The sequence below is a fragment of the Sphingobacterium zeae genome, assembly GCF_030818895.1.
Taxonomy (GTDB): domain Bacteria; phylum Bacteroidota; class Bacteroidia; order Sphingobacteriales; family Sphingobacteriaceae; genus Sphingobacterium; species Sphingobacterium zeae.
Map to the genome: position 1 here is coordinate 3,403,255 of NZ_JAUTBA010000001.1, position 18,603 is coordinate 3,421,857.

Below are 18,603 nucleotides of genomic sequence, written 5' to 3' on the forward strand. Positions count from 1 at the left end.
AACAAATACGTTCAACTAATGTTCGTGCCCACCTGTATTGCTCATTTTAGCGTTGATAAAAAAGGCACCCTTTACGACAATTCTCGTTCCGGCAGGAACTTCATTAACCGGGGTAATCGCCGTATACCCCAAAGCAGACACGCCTTTTTGAATCTCAATTTTTTCAAAATTGATGTTCTTCGCCTGTTCTTCTCCATGCTGACCAGCCTCTTTCTCGTTGCTGTGCGCATGTGTTGCTTCACCATCATCGTGTGCATGCCCGTGATCGTCGTGCCCTTCCTCATGCTCCTCAGGTTTTTTCTCGGTTTCCACAAAAATATAATACTTGCCGTCGGCCTCCACAATGGCGTCATTCGGAACAGCCGGAGTCCGCACATTATTGATACCGATCATCCCCGTAATGTTCATTCCATCAATCAAGCCCACTTTGCTGCCTACAACCGTACTGTGCACAGCGATGGTCTTGCTATCGTTTTCAAAGGAAGAACCGATGGTAAAGACTTTCGCGGTATACGTTTTGTCTGGATTGTTTGTCAGTTGGAAGTTGATGATCTGGCCCACTTTAATCAAGGGGAGATCCTTCTCAAATACCTGCAGATCCAAGTGCAGCAGACTATTGTCAACAATCTCAATCACCGGCGAAGAGACATCCACATAACTCCCTATTTTCGCAAAGACATTACTCACTGTTCCATTGATAGGGCTTCTCACGGCCAATGAAGTGCGCATATTGGACAAATTCACGCTATTGGGGTTAATGCCCATCAATTGGATCTGTTGTTGCAAAGAAGCCTTTCGGGCCCGTAAGCTGTTGAATTCTGCTGTTGCGGCCTGCAGATTTTTCCGTGCGCCCGCATTGCCTTCATTGAGCTCCTGTTGCCTTGCCATTTCTTGTTCGGCCAAGGTAATCTTACTTGCCAGGGAAACGTATTCCTCCTGCAACTGTACAAACTGGGGGTTTGTAATGGTGGCGATCACCTGCCCCTTACGCACATTGTCCCCCAGCTGCACATTCAATGTCTTCACCACACCACCATAAAGCGCCGTCGCATTCGCTTTATTGTTATTTGGAACACTCAGAAGTCCATTGGCCTTAATGGTAGCCGTTAGTTCCTTCTCTTCAATACCGCCAAAAACGATGCCCACAGCTTTTATTTGCGCCTCACTCAGTGCCGCTACGGTAACCGGCCCTTCCTCATGCTCCGCTTCGGCTTTGCGTGCTTCCTCTCCCGCCGGTTGACCGTTACGCTCCGACTCATTAGAACCGCAACCGTAAAAACCAGTAACGGCTACACATACGATAAATATCTTTATGAAAACTTTCATTGTTGCCTTATTTGTTATTGAAGTAATTATATTGAATTGCTGATTGATTATACTGATTGAGGACCTCTAAATAATTCTGACGAATCCCAATGGCCTGACTCAAAAATTGACTTAATTCAGCAAAATTGATCTCTCCCGTTCTATAACCCAAACTAGCTGCTTTAATGATTGCATCAGCTTGCTTTAACCCCGAAGACTCGTAAAATTGCAGCAATGCACTATTCTTATCAATTTCAGCAAGTGCATTGCCTTTATTTGTCTGGAATACCTGCGTATCATATTCCAACTTACGCTGTTGAACTTCCAATTCAGCGTTGGCAACTTTTACTTTACTTTTATAGGCGCCTAGGCTAAAGACCGGGAAGGATGCGGAGACCGAGAATCCCGATAATGGATCTTTGGCTCCCCAAACACGTTGGGAGAAAAATCGACCCGAGAACTCAGGCTTATTGGTATTTTTCTGAACACTGATGTTTGATGAAGCGATATTTAGATTTTGCTGCTGTAAAACCAGTAAAGGATGTGCCGTTTCATCTGATGGACTGGCGTCCACGACAACCTTCTCCAAGGGCTGATCCAAAGGAAGCATCCACTCATTACGGTCTAACAACATCATCAATTGCTGTTGCTGAATAATGATATCCTTTTTGTTTTGAACAAGTTGTGCCTGCAGCTCTTTCAGCTTTGCTTCTGCGGCGATCTTATCCAGCGCAGCGACGTCACCAGTCTTAAAACGTAATTCTGTTGCTTTAAACATGCCGCTGTAGATACTGTCCAACTCCATATACAGTTTTTGGCGGTCCTGGAGATACCAGAGTTGAAAATAGGCCGTCCTCACGTCTTTGGTAATCGCAGTTTTCAATACATCCGTATTTAAATTGGCATATTTCAATTGTTGTTTAAAATAATCTTTACGCGCAGTGTAGAGTCCAGGCCAGGCAATACTTTGCGTTATACCAATTTTCAATAAGCCGGCCTTATCCGAAGGGCGGTAATCTTCATTTTCTGCAAAAATCCCGGTCTTGGGGATTTCAGTCGCCGTCTTAACATTGAAACCAGCGCCCACGATTTCAGCCTGGTTGATCTGAAACTGACGATTGTTCTTCAGCGCAGTTTCTACAGCTTCTGTGACAGCAATGCGCTCTTGGCCAAACACCTGAGATCCCAAAGCCATAAATAGGAAAGCAAGTATTGTGACGATGGTCTTAGCACCGCTACTCCGTTTCATATTCCATTTAGAATTAAAAATGATATACAATAAGGGTAGCACAAACAAGGTCAGGAATGTTGCCGTTACCAATCCGCCAATAACAACCGTTGCCAAAGGTTTCTGAACTTCAGCACCGGCACTTGTACTTATTGCCATCGGTAAAAAGCCCAGTGAAGCCACGGTCGCAGTCATGAGTACTGGACGTAAACGAGTCAATGTACCTTCTTTAACGCGTTGAAAAATATCATCGACACCCTCTTTTTTCAACTGATTGAATGTCCCAATTAAAACGATACCGTTGAGTACAGCCACACCAAACAGTGCAATAAAACCGATACCGGCACTAATGCTGAAAGGCATGCCGCGCAACATCAACGCAAATACACCCCCGATAGCACTCATTGGTATTGCGGTAAAAATGAGCGTCGCCTGCTTAAAGGAATGAAATGTGAAATACAACAGCATAAAAATAAGCAATAAGGAAACTGGCACAGCAATCAACAAGCGTGAGCTCGCCTTCTGTAAATTCTCAAACTGCCCCCCATAGGTGAAATAATACCCTGCAGGAAGTTTTACATGTGCAGCCAATTGTTGTTGGATATCTTTTACGACGGTTTGAACATCCCGCCCGGCCACATTAAAACCGATCACAATTCTTCGTTTACCCGCTTCGCGGCTGATCTGGGCCGGCCCCAATTTGTAATCAATGGCAGCAACCTGAGAAAGCGGGATCTGCGTACCGGTATCTGTAGGAATCATCAGATTACGCACATCATCAATGCTATTTCGATGCGTTGCATCTAACCGGACGACCAAATCAAAGCGACGTTCATTTTCATAGATCTGTCCCGTGCTCCGACCCGCAAAAGCCGTACTCACCACGTCGTTGACATCCTGAATGGTCAACCCATAATTTGCAATACGGGTGCGATCATAAACGATATTGATTTGCGGGAGACCGGATACGCGCTCCACTTGTGGAGATGTTGCCCCTTGCACGGATTGAATCTGCGCGGCAACCACATTGGCGTAAGCGGCCAGCGAGTCGATGTTTTCACCGAAGATCTTTACAGCCACATCCTGACGGATACCCGTCATTAGTTCATTGAAACGCATTTGAATAGGTTGGTTTTTTTCAAAGAAGACACCCGGAATTACTGTTAGTTTCTCCAGAATAGCGCCCCCCAGTTCTTCATAAGAACGCCCAGACTTCCATTCTTTTTGAGGCTTCAATACCACCATAATGTCTGTCGCTTCCGGCGGCATAGGGTCTGTCGGCACCTCTGCAGCTCCTGTTTTACCGACCACCATCTTTACTTCATCCAACTCTTTGATAATACGGGAAGCCTGCATGGAGGTTTCAATACTCTGCGAAAGTGAGCTTCCTTGTGGTAGAATACAATGGAAAGCATAATCACCTTCCTGCAACTGTGGAATAAACTCGCCTCCCATGTTCTTAAAAAAGATAGCCGACAAAGCAAAAATGGCAACAGTTAAACTCACGATTAGGTATTTAAACCGAATGGCTTTTTGTAATAAAGGCGCATAAATACGTTGCAGTCCCGCAATCATCCGGTCACTCAACGTTTTCTTGTCGCTGTATTTTTTCGGCAGGAACAGAGCACACATCATGGGGATATAGGTTAACGAGAGAATCAATGCCCCGAAAATGGCAAACCCAACTGTTTGTGCCATTGGACGAAACATTTTTCCTTCAACACCCACCAATGTTAAAATTGGAATATAGACAATAAGAATAATAATCTCACCAAAGGCCGCACTGGTACGAATCTTTGAAGCAGACTCAAATACCTCATGGTCCATTTCGGCCTGGGTCAATTTCTCGGTTGACTTTCGTAAGCCTAAATGGTGTAGTGTAGCTTCCACCACAATGACGGCTCCGTCTACAATCAAACCGAAGTCTATCGCACCCAAACTCATTAAATTGGCGCTTACGCCGAAAACGTTCATCAGTCCAAGTGCAAACAGCAGCGCCAGCGGAATCGCCGAAGCCACAATAAGACCTGCCCGCAAGTTCCCAAGAAATAAGACCAGGACAAAAATAACGATCAGCGCACCTTCAATCAGATTTTTTTCAACGGTACTGATCGCACGCCCAACAAGGTCTGTCCGGTCCAAATAGGGCTCTATAACCACATCATCAGGCAGCGACTTTTGAATAGTCGGTAGTTTTTCTTTTACCCGATTGACTACCTCGTTGCTGTTTTCACCCTTTAGCATCATGACGACACCTCCCACAGCATCGACCTCACCATTGTAGGTCAAGGCACCATAGCGCACAGCGTGACCAAAACGTACATCCGCAACATCTTTTACATAAATCGGTATTGCTCCTGATTTTCGGATGGCAATATTTCTGACGTCTTCCAAGGAGGTTGCCAGCCCAATTCCCCGGATAAAGTAAGCATTCGGCTTTTTATCAATATAGGCACCACCTGTATTTTGATTGTTTTTCTCTAAGGCAGTAAATAGCTCTGGAATGGTGATATTCATCGCCTTAAGTCTATTCGGGTCAACAGCTACTTCATATTGTTTGAGCTCACCACCGAAACTATTGACCTCGGCAATTCCAGGTGTGCCATAGAGCTGACGGGCAACAATCCAATCTTGCATGGTGCGCAAATCTTTTGCGTTGTATTTCTTTTCGCTTCCCTTTTTGGGATGGATGATATATTGATATACTTCTCCCAGTCCAGTACTCACTGGAGCGAGCTCAGGTTTACCAATACCCTGCGGAATCTGATCCACCGCTTCTTTTAAACGCTCACCAATCAGCTGCCGGGCAAAATAGATATCTACATCATCGTCAAAAACAACGGTAATGACGGAAAGCCCGAAGCGTGAAATACTCCTGATCTCCTCAATTTTGGGTACAGTCGCAATACTTTGTTCAATTGGAAAAGTAACCAACTGCTCCACTTCCTGTCCAGCAAGCGTTGGACAAGAGGTAAAGATCTGGACCTGATTATTGGTAATATCGGGAACGGCATCTATGGGCAGTTTTGTTGCACTCCATGCCCCCCAAATGATCAGCAACAAGGTCATTAAACCGATAACAATCTTGTTCTTAATGCTAAATTTTATAATATGATCTAACACAATTATACGTGATTAATGCTTAACTAATAGCTCGTTAGAATAGCTCATCTTTTGTCGTCATACCATACAACAAGCGTATTCAGAGCACAAAGCTGAATAAAGAACAGCATAGGATGCTCTATCAGATTTGTTTTTAGAATTTTTACGAAAAATTAAGCATTAACCTTTGGCGGCTGCCAGATGCTTCCACAATAGCTAGAAAGAATTGGGGTATTGAGGACAGGTATACGATTGTCAAAATAAATAGAAACCGGAACACCCGCAATTTGTGGGAATTGATAGGCATAAGCCGTTATATTTCCACTGCAACAATTGCAATAACAGAAAATTGAACAGGCATCAGATGCATCATCACCATGGTTGTGTGTTTGATTTAGCTTTGCTTCCATAGCAGACTGCTCACAGTGATTGTTCGAATCGCTGCACGGGACAAAGGAAAGTCCCAGAATATATGCTATCAATATGAAAACAATTAATCTCATCAATACGCAAATTTAATAAATTAAATCAAAATACGCTCCGTTGACTTAAAAATTCTCTTACGCCACATCAACTTTTGCTATCGATCAAACCCATTTTGACTTTCTCCCTTGTGGAAAACAGTCCTAACTAATGCCATTTTTGATAATCGCCGTAATTTCCTGTTTCGGCAAGCAATGCAAACTAAATCATAGTAATACCAAATTATACCAAACAACAATTTTACGTCAATTATTTCACAGTGATCATTCAGTGCTTATTCAGTTATTACTGAACAAGCACTGAACGATCACTGAACAAGCACTGAACAAACACTGTCAAGACGCCAAATTTGGTAAAGCGTTGATTTTTGGTTTTTGCACTTTGAGATGACATAAAAAGAATAAGCGACAAGCAAAGTTGTAAAAAAATTATCGGCATAAGCCTACTACAAGGCTAGATTGATGATATTTACGAACAGGAGCGTTAAAGAATAGACTGTAGACGCTGTGGAAAATCCGCTATCTTTGAAAGACTCAACTGCTTCATGACCTGATACAAATGTGTCTTGAACATATTGATGGTATGTTTGCCACCTGCTGCACCTAACGCGCCTACACCGTACATAAAAGGCCTTCCCATAAAATTGAATTCCGATCCGACAGCGTGAGCACGCGCCAAATCAACACCCGAGCGAATCCCACCGTCCAACATTATTTTTATATTCTTTTTATATTCGGGATTACTAGCCAAACGAATTAATGAATTGATCGAAGACTCACTTGCGTCCAGCTGTCGTCCACCATGATTTGAAACAATCACACCATCAACTCCCAATGCGATGGAAGCCTGCATATCTTCATCTGTTGCGATTCCCTTCAGCACCAATGGGCCTTTCCATAGATCCCTTATTGCTTTAATCTTTTCAACATCAACTTTACCCGTAAATGTCTTATTCATAAACTGTCCCAATTGGGCCAAGTCAAGACCTTTTTCCATATAAGGTTTTAAAGTAGCGAAAGAAGGAATACCATGTCTTAGCGTCTCAATACCCCAAGTTGGACATGCGAATGTTTGCAAAATATTCGAAACGCTCATTTTAGGCGGCATGGACAATCCACTTTTTATTTCGCGATACCGAAGTCCGAACGCCGGTACGTCGACCAATACCACCAATACTGGACATTCGACAACCTGTAAACGCTTAATAATATCATCTCGCAATTTATTCTCGGTAGGATGATAGAGCTGAAACCATGCTTTCCCATCTGACACTTCGGCAATACGCTCAATACTACTTGTTGATACGGTACTCAAAATATAGGGAATATCATTTTCCGCAGCCGCTTTCGCAAGAATTTCCGGCGCATTCGGCCACATCAGTCCTTGAAGTCCAATGGGCGAAACACCAAATGGCGCGCTATAACGGCGACCAAACAACTCGACAGAAAGATCTATTTCATCGCTCGCTAATAGGTATTGCGGTTTTAACAAAATGTTATCAAAATCGTTTTCATTTCTAGCGAGATTCAATTCTTCGTTTGCTCCTCCGGTCAAATAATCAAATGCAAATCGGGGAATCCTTTTCCTCGCTTTAATCTTTAGATCTTCAACAGAAGGATAACGCGTATTATATTCAAATTTTTGGCTCATGATTGATTTTTATTTACAAATAGTCTATAACTGCGCGCCAAACTTAGATAAAATGCATTTCAAATGCAAAATAATTATAACTATTATAAAAATTCAATCATGCCGTTGAAATAGAAATTATTGCTTTAAGCCGATATTATAAGGCTATGAGCCCATCGCTTTTTTAGCACAACACTCCACCTTAGCTCAATAATTTTTTCTGAAAACCAAAGCGGACAAGTCCTGCAGTATTTTTGGATCCTGTTTTCTCGATTAATTGTTGCCTATGCCCTTCGACCGTCCTTTTGCTTAAATAGATCTGATCCGCTATTTCAGCATTCGTATGCCCTTGTGCAATCAATTCCAGTACGGATAACTCCCGTTCAGAAATATCATATCTGGTCATTATTGCGCTTCGGTCTACATCCATCTGGCTATATTTTGATAAATTTCGAATAATATCAATACTCAGTGATGCACTAATATATTGCTCACCTCGGATAACCTGCTGGATTCCAAAAAGAATTTCCTCCACATTAGAATCTTTCGACAAATAGCCATCGGCACCGAGGTTTAAAATTTCCTGGACAACGTGAATATTATCTTCCATCGATAAAACGATGATTTTTATATCCTCATATTTCTTCTTTACTGCTTGAATGAGCTGAATGCCATCCATCTGCTCCATATGAATATCTGTTAAAATGATATCAGGCTTCGATGAACTGTTTAGATATTCCATGGCTTTTTCACCATTTTCGACCCCTGCTATTACAGTGATGTCTTGTTGTGCCTCTAATATTAGTTGGAAACCAGATCGCACCAATGTATGATCATCCACCAAAAGCAACTGTTTCATAGCTTTCTGTATTTTCGTTTTAGTTTAGTTGAGTAACTGATTTTGGAAGAAACAGCTTTCACACCAAAAATGTTTTAATAAAAAAATGTTGAGTAAATACAAATACGCTCTAATAAATGCCCCATCCATCAAAATGTAAGCATCATCATTTTTTATTCTCTTCTAAAACAAACCCTAAGTTCTCGACCTGTGTTCACTTAATAAATAAATTAAAACCAAGTATCTGTATTATGGAACAAACATTCGACTACGTACACGAACTACTTAATAGACAAATGGCCTTACGAGCCAAAATTGAAGAGAGCCCTATAGCCGGGGATATCAATATGATTTACGGCCAAGATTTTTATCAAGAGGAAGTGAGAGCGATGGGTTTGGCGATGATTCGCGACGGTTGGGACTTAGAGGGCGAGCAACTAATACAAGATTATGTAGCAGAGCATTATCCTGAGCGAACTAATGACGAGCTTATTTGGATCAATAAAATGATGCATTATTTGGAGGCAGTCACTGATACTTTTATCGACAACCTGCGAGCTGCGGGCTATAAATGGCTGCAGGGTAATGTAGACATGCCCAATGAAAATGCACTATTTTATCCTGTTCACGAAATTGATGAATTTGGAGCATTATCCGCTAAATTAGGCATAAATAATCTGATAGATCTCAAAAATAGTGACGAACTGGAAAATTTGCAGGGCTGGATTTATTACCGATCTGGAAGTAAATAGCCTCCATTAGGCCGAAGTCACTTTTGAATCACAACGGATGGCTTCGGCTCTAACTTTCTCTAGAAAACTGCTTCTAAAGCGTTCGATTTTTTTCACATTCTTCAAACCTACTTGAACCGAAATTACATAGGCGTCTGCCGTAATGTCTTTCGTTAAAATTTTTATATCAAGACTGAGATCAATCTCCTCAAAAGAAGAAATAGTATCTCTCAACCATTTTTTCCAATCTTCGATATTTCGGGCTGTATTGATCGTTAGCTGGAGGTTCAATCGGATATCAGAATCGTCAAATGTCCAATTGACTAATCGGCCTGAGAGCAGATCACCATTTGGTATAATGACTTGAGCACCCTGATCGGTCAATAAGGTACTAGATCGGATTCCGACTTGCATGACTTGTCCTTTTTTGTCTGCAAGTTCGACATAATCTCCAACCTTAAATGGCCGCTCAAATACTAAGATAACGCCCGAGACGAAATTGTTAATTATATTTTGCAAGCCTAAGCCTATACCAACGCTCAATGCGCCTATAATCACAGTCAGTTTGTCAACACCCAAGCCCAGGATACGTATTCCGATAAGAAACCCAATAATGAAAATTACGACGCGCACGAGCGGCAACAATGCATTAGGACGCTGATTTGCTTTTGAAGTCGGCCGATCAAGAAGATCTTTTAAATTCTTTTGAATCCAGTTTGCGGTCCATATTACTACAAAGGCTAAAACAACATCACCATACGTATAGTTGACACTGCCGATGGTATGCGTGCTATTCAAAAGCCGGTCACCTAACCGGCGCAGCTCACTCGTAATATGCAGCGTGTTAGCCCAGATGATAATGGTTAATATAAAAGAAAAAAATCCAGTTATTCGGTGCAGTGCCGCAATCATTTTATGCTTATCAAAACGATTTATAAATTGGTCTTTCTTTGAATTTTCATAAGAATTAACCACATCATGAGCGAGCATATCACGAAATGCGCGCATCGATAATGTTTGCAACAATCCTACAGCACCTGCGATATTGACTGTGCGCGCTAAATTTAGGAAACCGAAAATATTACATATAATCGCTACGACACAAAAAAACAGTAATAACCACCGTACTGTTGATCCTAGGTGATTAAATGGTGTTTTTCCGTCAGTATTCCACCGTAGCCCCCAGAGTAGACGGAGTCCCATCAAGTTAACAATGATAACAATGGTCCGTGAAATCCAATCTGCGTCTAAAATTAAATTGCTGACCAAAACTGCAGTATAGTAAAAGAAAATGCACTGCATGACTTTAACTTGTATATCCGACAACGCGGCACGTATGAGTATGTATAAAAATCCAAACACAAGTAGATAGGTCATTTCCAGCACAAACACTGGAATTCTAAGCGAGGTCAAGGGTAGTAGAATGAGAAAGAAGACTGCAAATTTCAGAATTGGAATCCACCATGGTTGATTGCGATGTAACGGTAAATCTTCATCCGCGCCTACTGCGCTTCTCCGCATCTGATATAACCAATAAAAATAGGCAAAGCTGAATATGATAAGTAGAACGCGGCCGTCCCATCCAGTGTCATAATAACTCTGCGAGAAGCCATCTTGTTCAAGATTCTTTTGTATAATATGTTTCCAATGAAGCCAAGTGGTAATACCTGAAGCTGCCTGGAACACCTTCTCTTGCTGCTGGGCTTTGTCGCTAAGATCCTTCATGTCTAACAGAAGTAATTCAATATCCCGCCCTAAAGTAGCCGCACTATCTTGAACTGCGCGCCAAGAAATTCCAGTAGAATCCTGAGGCACCGTCTGTTTTTGCAGCATATCGACTTTCTTCTGTAAAGAAAGCAACGAGGGTTCAACACCTTGGATGTACTGCTGTACTTGATTTGGCACAACCAACTCATTGTTTGTTCTTTGCCAAGCTACTCTCCGTTTCACGCTATCAAATTCGACATAAGAATGGTCGACCTCAATACGCCATTTTTCGAGCAAATTTTTGGCCGAGGCGACTGGGTTTTCGGGTAATGAATCGATTAAAGCGATCGAATCCTTGGTTCTTAAAACGGAATCAACTTTTTGCGCGTACAATGTAGAAATGAATAAGCTAAGTTGAATCAACAAACTTAGCTTAAGTACGGTGCGATTGATCGCGCCCTTAATAGTTAGCATACTTCTTATTTCTTTTTTTTTATTATGGGTTTGATTGGGTTCGCTGCCAAGTCACCATGTAAATTATTGGCGAGATACTTCTAGTCCGCGGGCTTGTCCCTGTGCAGGTTATCCAAAGGAACACCCTGTTCCTTACTTTGCTCATTATCCTTGGTCATATCCTGCGATCGGCTTCGATGGATGTTGTCCAATGGAAGGCCGCTTTTTTGGGTTATTGTGTCGGTTTTAGATTCTACTTCGCTATGCTTGTTAGCCTCACCGCATGCGGTTGACACAGCTGCAATTAAAATTGCCAAATACATGTATTTTACCATTATCTTCTATTTGATAGTTTAACCTTCTGTTGTTTCGTTATGCGGTGGTTATCATCCACCTGAATAATATTCAATGTATATACTTTTTACGTATACTTCTTAGGTAGAACGTATGCAGGAGGCATCTCAGCGGTAGTGATTTTCAAATTGAGTACTTCTACTTATTACTGATGTGCCTAATACGCTTTAAACACTGATCGCCAAACCACTCGATTTAGTTCGCTGTTCATAAAAAAAAGCAGACTCCATGATTCATTTAGATAATTTACCTGAAGATTGCCTTAACTTCTTCCAGGACACCCTTCAACTTTTGCAGCAGAGTGATAGCCAATTTATGGTAGGCGGAGCACTAGCGATGTTCCACTACACGGGAATAATAAGGCCAACAAAAGATCTCGATATATTTTGTAAAAGCAGTGAATATCCAAAAATTCTTAAGCATTTTGCTGCCAACGGCTATCAAACCGAATTGACCGATGTTAGGTGGCTGGCTAAGATCTACAAAGATCCTTACTTTATCGATATCATTTTTGATAGCGTCAATCACTATTGTACAGTGCAGCAGGATTGGTTTGACCGAGGGCCAGAAGGAATTCTTTTTGACACAAAAGTACGCTACATACCAGCAGAAGAGTTGGTCTGGTGTAAGCTGTATGTACAGAATAGAGAGCGACACGATAGTGCTGATATCAATCACATTTTTTTAAAATACGGAAACAAACTTGATTGGAATCATTTATTGGTGCGAATGGATCAGCACTGGCATCTATTGCTTGCACAAATACTGATTTTTCAATTTACGTATCCACATGATTATCGCGACATAATCCCAAAAGAACTATTCGACGAGCTTCTCCTACGCGCATCGGATCAGTATGAACTACCTCCATGCCTTGAAAAAGTATGCTTGGGGCCGCTAATTGATCAGACACAATACGAGATCGACATTAAAGAATGGGACTATAAATCTTATACTATAAAAACTGTTTGATATGACCAAAACAACGATAGCAGCCTTGGGCGATATACATATGAATGTAAATCAGCAGGGAAAATGGAAAATAGCTTTTGAAGAAATTTCAGAGAAGGCCAAAGTCCTACTATTATGTGGTGATTTAACCGACACTGGCGATGAGGAAGAAGCTGAGTTACTTGCCTCAGAACTGCAGTACGTAAAAATTCCGGTGCTCGCAGTATTAGGTAACCACGATTATGAAAAAGGACGGCATAAACAGATCCGCCAGATTTTGATTGACAATAAAATTACAGTTCTTGATGGAGAAGCCATTGTAGTCGAAAACATTGGATTTGCCGGGGTGAAAGGTTTTGGTGGTGGATTTGACCGCTACATGCTATCAATGTTTGGCGAAGATGCCATGAAAAGTTTTGTTCAGGAAGCTGTCAATGAGTCTTTGCTCTTGGACCGCGCGTTGGCACGGCTTGAGCAAGAACATGGCGGCTATAAAAAAAGTAGCTTTGCTTCATTATGCACCTATCGCAGAGACGGTTTTAGGAGAACCGGAACAAATCTATCCATTTTTAGGCTCTACACATCTAATGGAGCCACTACAACGTCGTAATGTTAGCGCCGCCTTCCACGGCCACGCACATGCTGGAAAATTCAAAGCCCTATCGCCCACCGGAATACCCATTTACAATGTAGCGGTACCCGTACTAAAAGCGCATCATGGAAACGATATTGCTTACGCTCTTATCGATATTTAGTGGGATGAATTATTCATTGATTACCTTCAGATTGAGGGTTTAAATCTTATAATGGAACTTAAGAAGCGAATAGCCTAATTGTTCAAGTTTAAATTATCTTATTTCAAACTTTAGATGATTTGAATCAGTTATATAGAAGTAAATAAGGATATCAGTAAAATTTAATTACATGGAAAATTTAAAGAATAAACGGATCGCCATATTGGTTGCGGATGGTTTTGAAGAAATTGAATTAACAAGCCCTAAAGAGGCGCTGGAAAATGCGGGCGCAAAGACGGACATCATATCGCCTGTTGATGGAAAAGTTAGAGCAAAAAGTGGAGATGAATGGTCAAAAGATTATCCAGTCGACGTCGCTCTCCAAGAAGCAGAGGAGGATCGATACGATGCATTACTTCTTCCGGGAGGAGTAATAAGTCCCGATAAATTGAGGACGAATAAAACAGCGATTGCATTGATCAACGCGTTTTGGGAACGGGACAAACCGATTGCAGCAATTTGCCACGGTCCACAATTGTTGATTAATGCAGATTTGGTACGTGATAAAAAGATTACCTCTGTTGCAGCCATTCAAATGGACCTTATTAACGCAGGCGCCTTATGGGAGGACAGCGAGGTGGTAGTTGACGATAAACTTATTACAAGCCGCACACCAGATGATCTGCCAGTCTTCAATAAAGCGATCATTAAAGAATTTGCTAGGGATAGAAAGAACAAAGCGTAATAGTACGATCCGATAGCGTACTTAAACAGTCAACCATTATATGCTGCAAGGTGTTCAGTATATAAATCACAATAAACAAGGACATTATGAATACGACAAAAAGTTCAAGTGGTACGAATGCTAAAGGGCAGTCGCAGGCAAAAGCCACCGAAAAAGGAAAGAAATCAGTTACAGCAAATGGAAAGACAGCTTCTATGTCCAAAAGTTCGCGAAATGACCGCTTAGATAAAACAAAAGCCGAACTCTTAGAAATGGCAAAGAAAATGGAAATAACTGGACGTCATGATATGACTAAAGATGAGTTGATCAAAGCCATTGATAAGCATGAAAAAAAATAGTGTTATTATAAATGAATAGCGCTGAAGAGAAAAAAGACCCGCTGAATGGCGGGTCTTCTTTATTTCTTACTTTCCTTAGGCCTATCAGTAGGATCGTTCGGCATATCGTTAAGTTGATCGACCTGGGGGTCTACCCCAGCCTCTGCATCGCCTTGATCCTTATCATTTACATCCCGTATTACTTCGCCATTCACGCCTAATTTAACTTTTTTCTTCTTCTCCATTTCTGTTCCGACTACGCGATTTTCGTTCTTTGTTGCCATATCTTTTTCGTTTATTTTTTATAATTAATATAGTATGATACATTAATTTCATATGCAGGACCAAATTTGTTTCAGGTATGCATAAAGGAACAGCCTTCAACTTTATAAAGTTCTATAGAATTCTATTTTTTCAACAATAAATAAGCGCACCCCTCTTTCCTATAACAATAGATAAATTAAATTCGAAACACTTTCAATTTGAACATTGTTCTCCAGTTAAGCGTATGCCACTGCATACTACCATTAAATAATAAAGTACATATGAGAAATTTAACAAAATTAATTGCCGTTGGGTTGGTTTGTTTTGCCGCCTACGGATGTAACAGCGCGAAGACCGATGATGAGAAATCAAAAGAGCTGATGCGGGACTCTGTCCCAAATGATACTACAACGATACAATATCGTGACACCACCTCTGCGCAGTCTAGAGGAGAAATACCACCGACCCCTCAGCCAGACACATCGACGACGAGATAAAAACGAATAAGAATTCGCTACAGTCATTCCAGTCAAATTTGAATAACCATCAATTTCTTTTATTGGAAGAACACGTAATCAATTCATTAGCGGAGAGCTAGATCAATTCAACATTTCTAGCTCTCTTAATTAGATTTATTTGAAAGTCAGATTGATCTTCGAGAATCCCAAACCCTGCAGGAGTGGTTTAAAAACCGTATTGGCGTTCGCTTTGGTTTGCTGAAGAATATCTGATTTTTTAACGTCATCTGCAACCGCCTTTTCTGCAGCTTTATACGCTTCGTCTACAAGTTCGGCTTCTCTCATAAAGGCCATTTTGGTATCATATACCCTGGACGCCTCATGATCGATTTTAATATAGCAAATTTCTGGAGCCGGTAACCTGATAGCAACTGAATCTCCAATCACTTCAATATCTTCTGGAGTAAGTTTCGTCAGATTTACACAACCTACAGCATCCGCTTTGACAATTAATAATACACTTGCATCAGGTAAAAATGTATTGACATTCTTATGTTCTACAACATCACTATAACGATATTTTACCAATTCTAATTTCCCCATAGCCTCAATACGATCCACTAATAACTGATGCTTACTTTCCACCAACGGACCGCTATTGTATTTATTGTAGATAAACCAAGCGCCCACTGCCAAAATGGCCGCGACAATTAAAAATTTTAAAAATTTTCCCATAAATTATCCTGTACAAATTAAAGACCAAGTTGCCTATCTATCTATTTAACCTCGAAATATTATCTAAATCCTACCGTAAAATTCGCCAACTTGGTAAAAATAAAAATTCTATCTTTTGATAGACAATTGTTTAATTAAAAAGTTTAAAAAACATTTGGAAAATATCAGGTATAATACTACTTTTGTGACATCAAAATCACGGTAGGTATAGCTCAGTTGGTTAGAGCACTAGATTGTGGTTCTAGGGGTCGTCGGTTCGAGCCCGATTACTTACCCACAAGGCGGATCAATTTACATTGATCCGCCTTTTTTTAGCTCTTTTGCATTCCTAGCGCCACATAAAACCACCGATACGAAAAAAACGAAGCAACTTATTGATCATCGTCAAGGCAGGCTTTTTAACTTTCCATTTTAACCCATCAATTCCTGTGGGGGCTGCATTGAAATCCTTTACAGTTGCCTTTCCTGTTTTCATATGTATTGGTGCCTCATCTCTTCGGAGCTTCTCCACAACCAAGATACTGTCGTAATAATGAAGTGAGCTTACCGAACGTGTAAATCCGTTTACTTTCAACCCACGTTGCTCTGAATGATAAGCGTTGATGTAATCGATGAAATTCTTACTATATTCAATAAAAGTTCCATTCCTTTTATGGCCTCCACCGTAAAACACTTGATAAGATGTGTGCAAATCTTCGCACAGGTATACTCCGGTATCTTTTACATGATCAAAAAGCTCTTCAAAAGTCACAATCTGCTGTTTCATGGTATGGCCGCCATCATCGATTAAAATATCGATCGGTGGAATAGATTCTTTTACCTGACGCAGAAATTTTCGGTCAGACTGTGAGCCAATAAATATCTCCACATTCTGTTCTTCAAGTTCCTTACAGTGTGGGTTGATGTCAATACCGTATATTTTCGCGCGATCACCAAAGTAGTTTTTCCACATCTGAAGGCTTCCTCCCTGAAAAACGCCCACTTCTAAAACGACGATATCTTTGCCTTTGAAACGACTGAAATGTCTGTCGTATATATCAAAATAATGCATCCATTTATTAATCAATTTTGCATCATTATTTCGGAAATAACTTTCTAACTCATTCATTATTTTGGTTTATTTTGATTCGTTCTTTTCTTTTTATGTGGTGAATTTATAGAAATATAGCGAGAAAAACAATGCTATATTTTCGGTTTTCAATGGACTCTTTTAGACGAAATCACTCTCTAACCGCACTACATTTCTTTCTTTGGATTTAGAACTCAATGAAGACGATTTCTGTGGAAACAATCAAGGAAATGACACTCTTTTCCCCTAATATAATCTAATTTTATTTTTCCTATGATATTCTTCAAATACTCTTGCTACCTTTGTGATTCAAATCAAATAAATATGCCAAAAGAGACAAAAGAAGGGCTTTATCAGGGAGTTATAGAGAAAGATGACAATGGAAACTATTTTTGCGGCCCTTACCTACTGGATTATCAGACCGTAGAAACTTACTATAAATTGGGTGACCGTGTTAGCCTAAAAACCATCATTAAAAACACAAGTCGCAAAAGCATGGAGGCTTATCCGCAAAAGTCGGTTAAATTTTCATTTGCTTCTACGGAAAATGATTAATATTAATTTTGGAAAGGGTATCATTTTGTTAGCACTTTTCAGCATACCTTTCGACCAGTTAAGGCCGTTAAGGCGTCCGTAACACTATGAATTAAGGGAGGTTATTATACTTGAATTTAGACCTTTTAAAGACTCTACACCCGTTTAATCGGTAGAAAGATTAGAGCAATAGTATCAAAGACCATTGGATCTGTGAGCAATGTGTTGGTTGATCTAGAAAGTATGTAGTTTTTCAGTAATGCATATCAGCAAATCAGGTATTGACTCGCTGATATGTAATCTACTGGGGACTGCTAGTTCATCCTATACACTTTAAGCTGTTTTTGGAGTTTTTTACGCACCATGTGTATTCTAGTTTTAACAGTACCTTCTGGCATATCAAAATACGATGCGATTTCGTGATATTTATAACCGTCCAAAAACAGGCGGAAAATTTCATAATTATCTGAAGTTAAGCTCGTCATCGCTTTTTCAATATCTTCAGCCATGAATTTATTTATTCCTTTATTATGTTCAGTTGTATTTGTACTTTCTAAAACGACGTACTGATCTTGAATTTCAGTAATTCGTTTTGCTTTTCGATACTTATTGATGTACGTATGCTTCATAATAACATATAACCAGCTCATCAATTTTGGATGTTGTACAAATTCATCTATTGACTTCAATGCTCTAATCCATGTCTCTTGTATCAGATCTTCCTTTTCATCCGGATCAGCTGTAAATTTGGCAGCAAAATGATTAAGCAAACTTCTTTTTTCGTTAATGAGTACGTTTAAATTGTAATTGTTCATAACTTATCCTCTTTCTTTGTTCAACTGATTGTTTAAAATGGTTTTACAAGCTTAGAGTAACAAGAAGAGTGCTACACTTTAAACCCTTTTTTGCTTGAACGAGAAATCACATTGCTCCGAGTAGAAATACGTTTTCCAACTCTTCCAAGCC

Annotated in this window: 17 protein-coding genes and 1 tRNA gene; 7 read left to right on the forward strand and 11 right to left on the reverse strand. The window is 40.4% G+C overall.

The window, feature by feature from the left end; translation table 11 throughout:
- Positions 1-15: 15 nt before the first annotated feature.
- The 5 genes from QE382_RS14355 to QE382_RS14375 all read right to left on the reverse strand — a co-directional run bounded on the left by QE382_RS14355 (position 16) and on the right by QE382_RS14375 (position 8,606).
- A complete protein-coding gene (locus QE382_RS14355) occupies positions 16-1,326 on the reverse strand; it encodes an efflux RND transporter periplasmic adaptor subunit (RefSeq protein WP_307186504.1) in 1,311 nt (436 codons plus the stop codon).
- A 7-nt stretch (positions 1,327-1,333) separates the two neighbouring features.
- On the reverse strand, positions 1,334-5,656 hold the full coding sequence (locus tag QE382_RS14360; protein WP_307186505.1) for a CusA/CzcA family heavy metal efflux RND transporter: 4,323 nt from the start codon (positions 5,654-5,656) through the stop codon (positions 1,334-1,336).
- A 152-nt stretch (positions 5,657-5,808) separates the two neighbouring features.
- Positions 5,809-6,138, reverse strand: coding sequence for a DUF6660 family protein (locus tag QE382_RS14365; protein ID WP_307186506.1), 330 nt, complete (start codon positions 6,136-6,138; stop codon positions 5,809-5,811).
- A gap of 463 nt (positions 6,139-6,601) precedes the next feature.
- Entirely contained in the window at positions 6,602-7,768 is a 1,167-nt protein-coding gene (locus tag QE382_RS14370) for an alpha-hydroxy acid oxidase (RefSeq protein ID WP_307186507.1), read from the reverse strand.
- 181 nt (positions 7,769-7,949) lie between these two features.
- Positions 7,950-8,606, reverse strand: a complete 657-nt coding sequence (locus tag QE382_RS14375; RefSeq protein ID WP_307186508.1) for a response regulator transcription factor — start codon at positions 8,604-8,606, stop codon at positions 7,950-7,952.
- Positions 8,607-8,836: 230 nt separating this feature from the next.
- Between QE382_RS14375 and QE382_RS14380 the strand changes: the two genes are divergently transcribed.
- A complete protein-coding gene (locus tag QE382_RS14380; protein ID WP_307186509.1) occupies positions 8,837-9,337 on the forward strand; it encodes a hypothetical protein in 501 nt (166 codons plus the stop codon).
- Positions 9,338-9,343: 6 nt separating this feature from the next.
- Here the strand turns inward: QE382_RS14380 and QE382_RS14385 are convergent, their stop codons facing one another.
- On the reverse strand, positions 9,344-11,497 hold the full coding sequence (locus QE382_RS14385; protein ID WP_307186510.1) for a mechanosensitive ion channel family protein: 2,154 nt from the start codon (positions 11,495-11,497) through the stop codon (positions 9,344-9,346).
- 80 nt (positions 11,498-11,577) lie between these two features.
- Positions 11,578-11,793, reverse strand: a complete 216-nt coding sequence (locus QE382_RS14390) for a hypothetical protein (RefSeq protein ID WP_307186511.1) — start codon at positions 11,791-11,793, stop codon at positions 11,578-11,580.
- 265 nt (positions 11,794-12,058) lie between these two features.
- On the opposite strand from QE382_RS14390, the gene QE382_RS14395 reads away from it, so the two are divergent.
- From QE382_RS14395 to QE382_RS14410, 4 genes are all read left to right on the forward strand, one after another.
- Positions 12,059-12,802, forward strand: coding sequence for a nucleotidyltransferase domain-containing protein (locus QE382_RS14395; protein ID WP_307186512.1), 744 nt, complete (start codon positions 12,059-12,061; stop codon positions 12,800-12,802).
- A 1-nt stretch (position 12,803) separates the two neighbouring features.
- Positions 12,804-13,391: a metallophosphoesterase family protein gene (locus QE382_RS14400; protein ID WP_307186513.1), complete on the forward strand. Its 588-nt coding sequence runs from the start codon at positions 12,804-12,806 to the stop codon at positions 13,389-13,391.
- 314 nt (positions 13,392-13,705) lie between these two features.
- A complete protein-coding gene (locus QE382_RS14405; RefSeq protein ID WP_307186514.1) occupies positions 13,706-14,260 on the forward strand; it encodes a type 1 glutamine amidotransferase domain-containing protein in 555 nt (184 codons plus the stop codon).
- 86 nt (positions 14,261-14,346) lie between these two features.
- Complete coding sequence (locus tag QE382_RS14410; RefSeq protein WP_307186515.1) at positions 14,347-14,598, forward strand: Rho termination factor N-terminal domain-containing protein; 252 nt, start codon at positions 14,347-14,349, stop codon at positions 14,596-14,598.
- A 59-nt stretch (positions 14,599-14,657) separates the two neighbouring features.
- Here the strand turns inward: QE382_RS14410 and QE382_RS14415 are convergent, their stop codons facing one another.
- A complete protein-coding gene (locus tag QE382_RS14415) occupies positions 14,658-14,861 on the reverse strand; it encodes a hypothetical protein (RefSeq protein WP_293952762.1) in 204 nt (67 codons plus the stop codon).
- A gap of 612 nt (positions 14,862-15,473) precedes the next feature.
- Entirely contained in the window at positions 15,474-16,034 is a 561-nt protein-coding gene (locus tag QE382_RS14420; protein ID WP_307186516.1) for a DUF4230 domain-containing protein, read from the reverse strand.
- A 201-nt stretch (positions 16,035-16,235) separates the two neighbouring features.
- Here QE382_RS14420 and QE382_RS14425 point away from each other — a divergent pair.
- Positions 16,236-16,309 (forward strand) — tRNA-His (locus tag QE382_RS14425).
- Between the two features lie 53 nt (positions 16,310-16,362).
- Here the strand turns inward: QE382_RS14425 and QE382_RS14430 are convergent.
- Positions 16,363-17,142, reverse strand: a complete 780-nt coding sequence (locus QE382_RS14430) for a class I SAM-dependent methyltransferase (protein ID WP_307186517.1) — start codon at positions 17,140-17,142, stop codon at positions 16,363-16,365.
- 285 nt (positions 17,143-17,427) lie between these two features.
- On the opposite strand from QE382_RS14430, the gene QE382_RS14435 reads away from it, so the two are divergent.
- On the forward strand, positions 17,428-17,658 hold the full coding sequence (locus tag QE382_RS14435; protein WP_293952756.1) for a hypothetical protein: 231 nt from the start codon (positions 17,428-17,430) through the stop codon (positions 17,656-17,658).
- A 293-nt stretch (positions 17,659-17,951) separates the two neighbouring features.
- Here the strand turns inward: QE382_RS14435 and QE382_RS14440 are convergent, their stop codons facing one another.
- Positions 17,952-18,452, reverse strand: a complete 501-nt coding sequence (locus tag QE382_RS14440) for an RNA polymerase sigma factor (RefSeq protein ID WP_293952754.1) — start codon at positions 18,450-18,452, stop codon at positions 17,952-17,954.
- Positions 18,453-18,603: the final 151 nt, after the last annotated feature.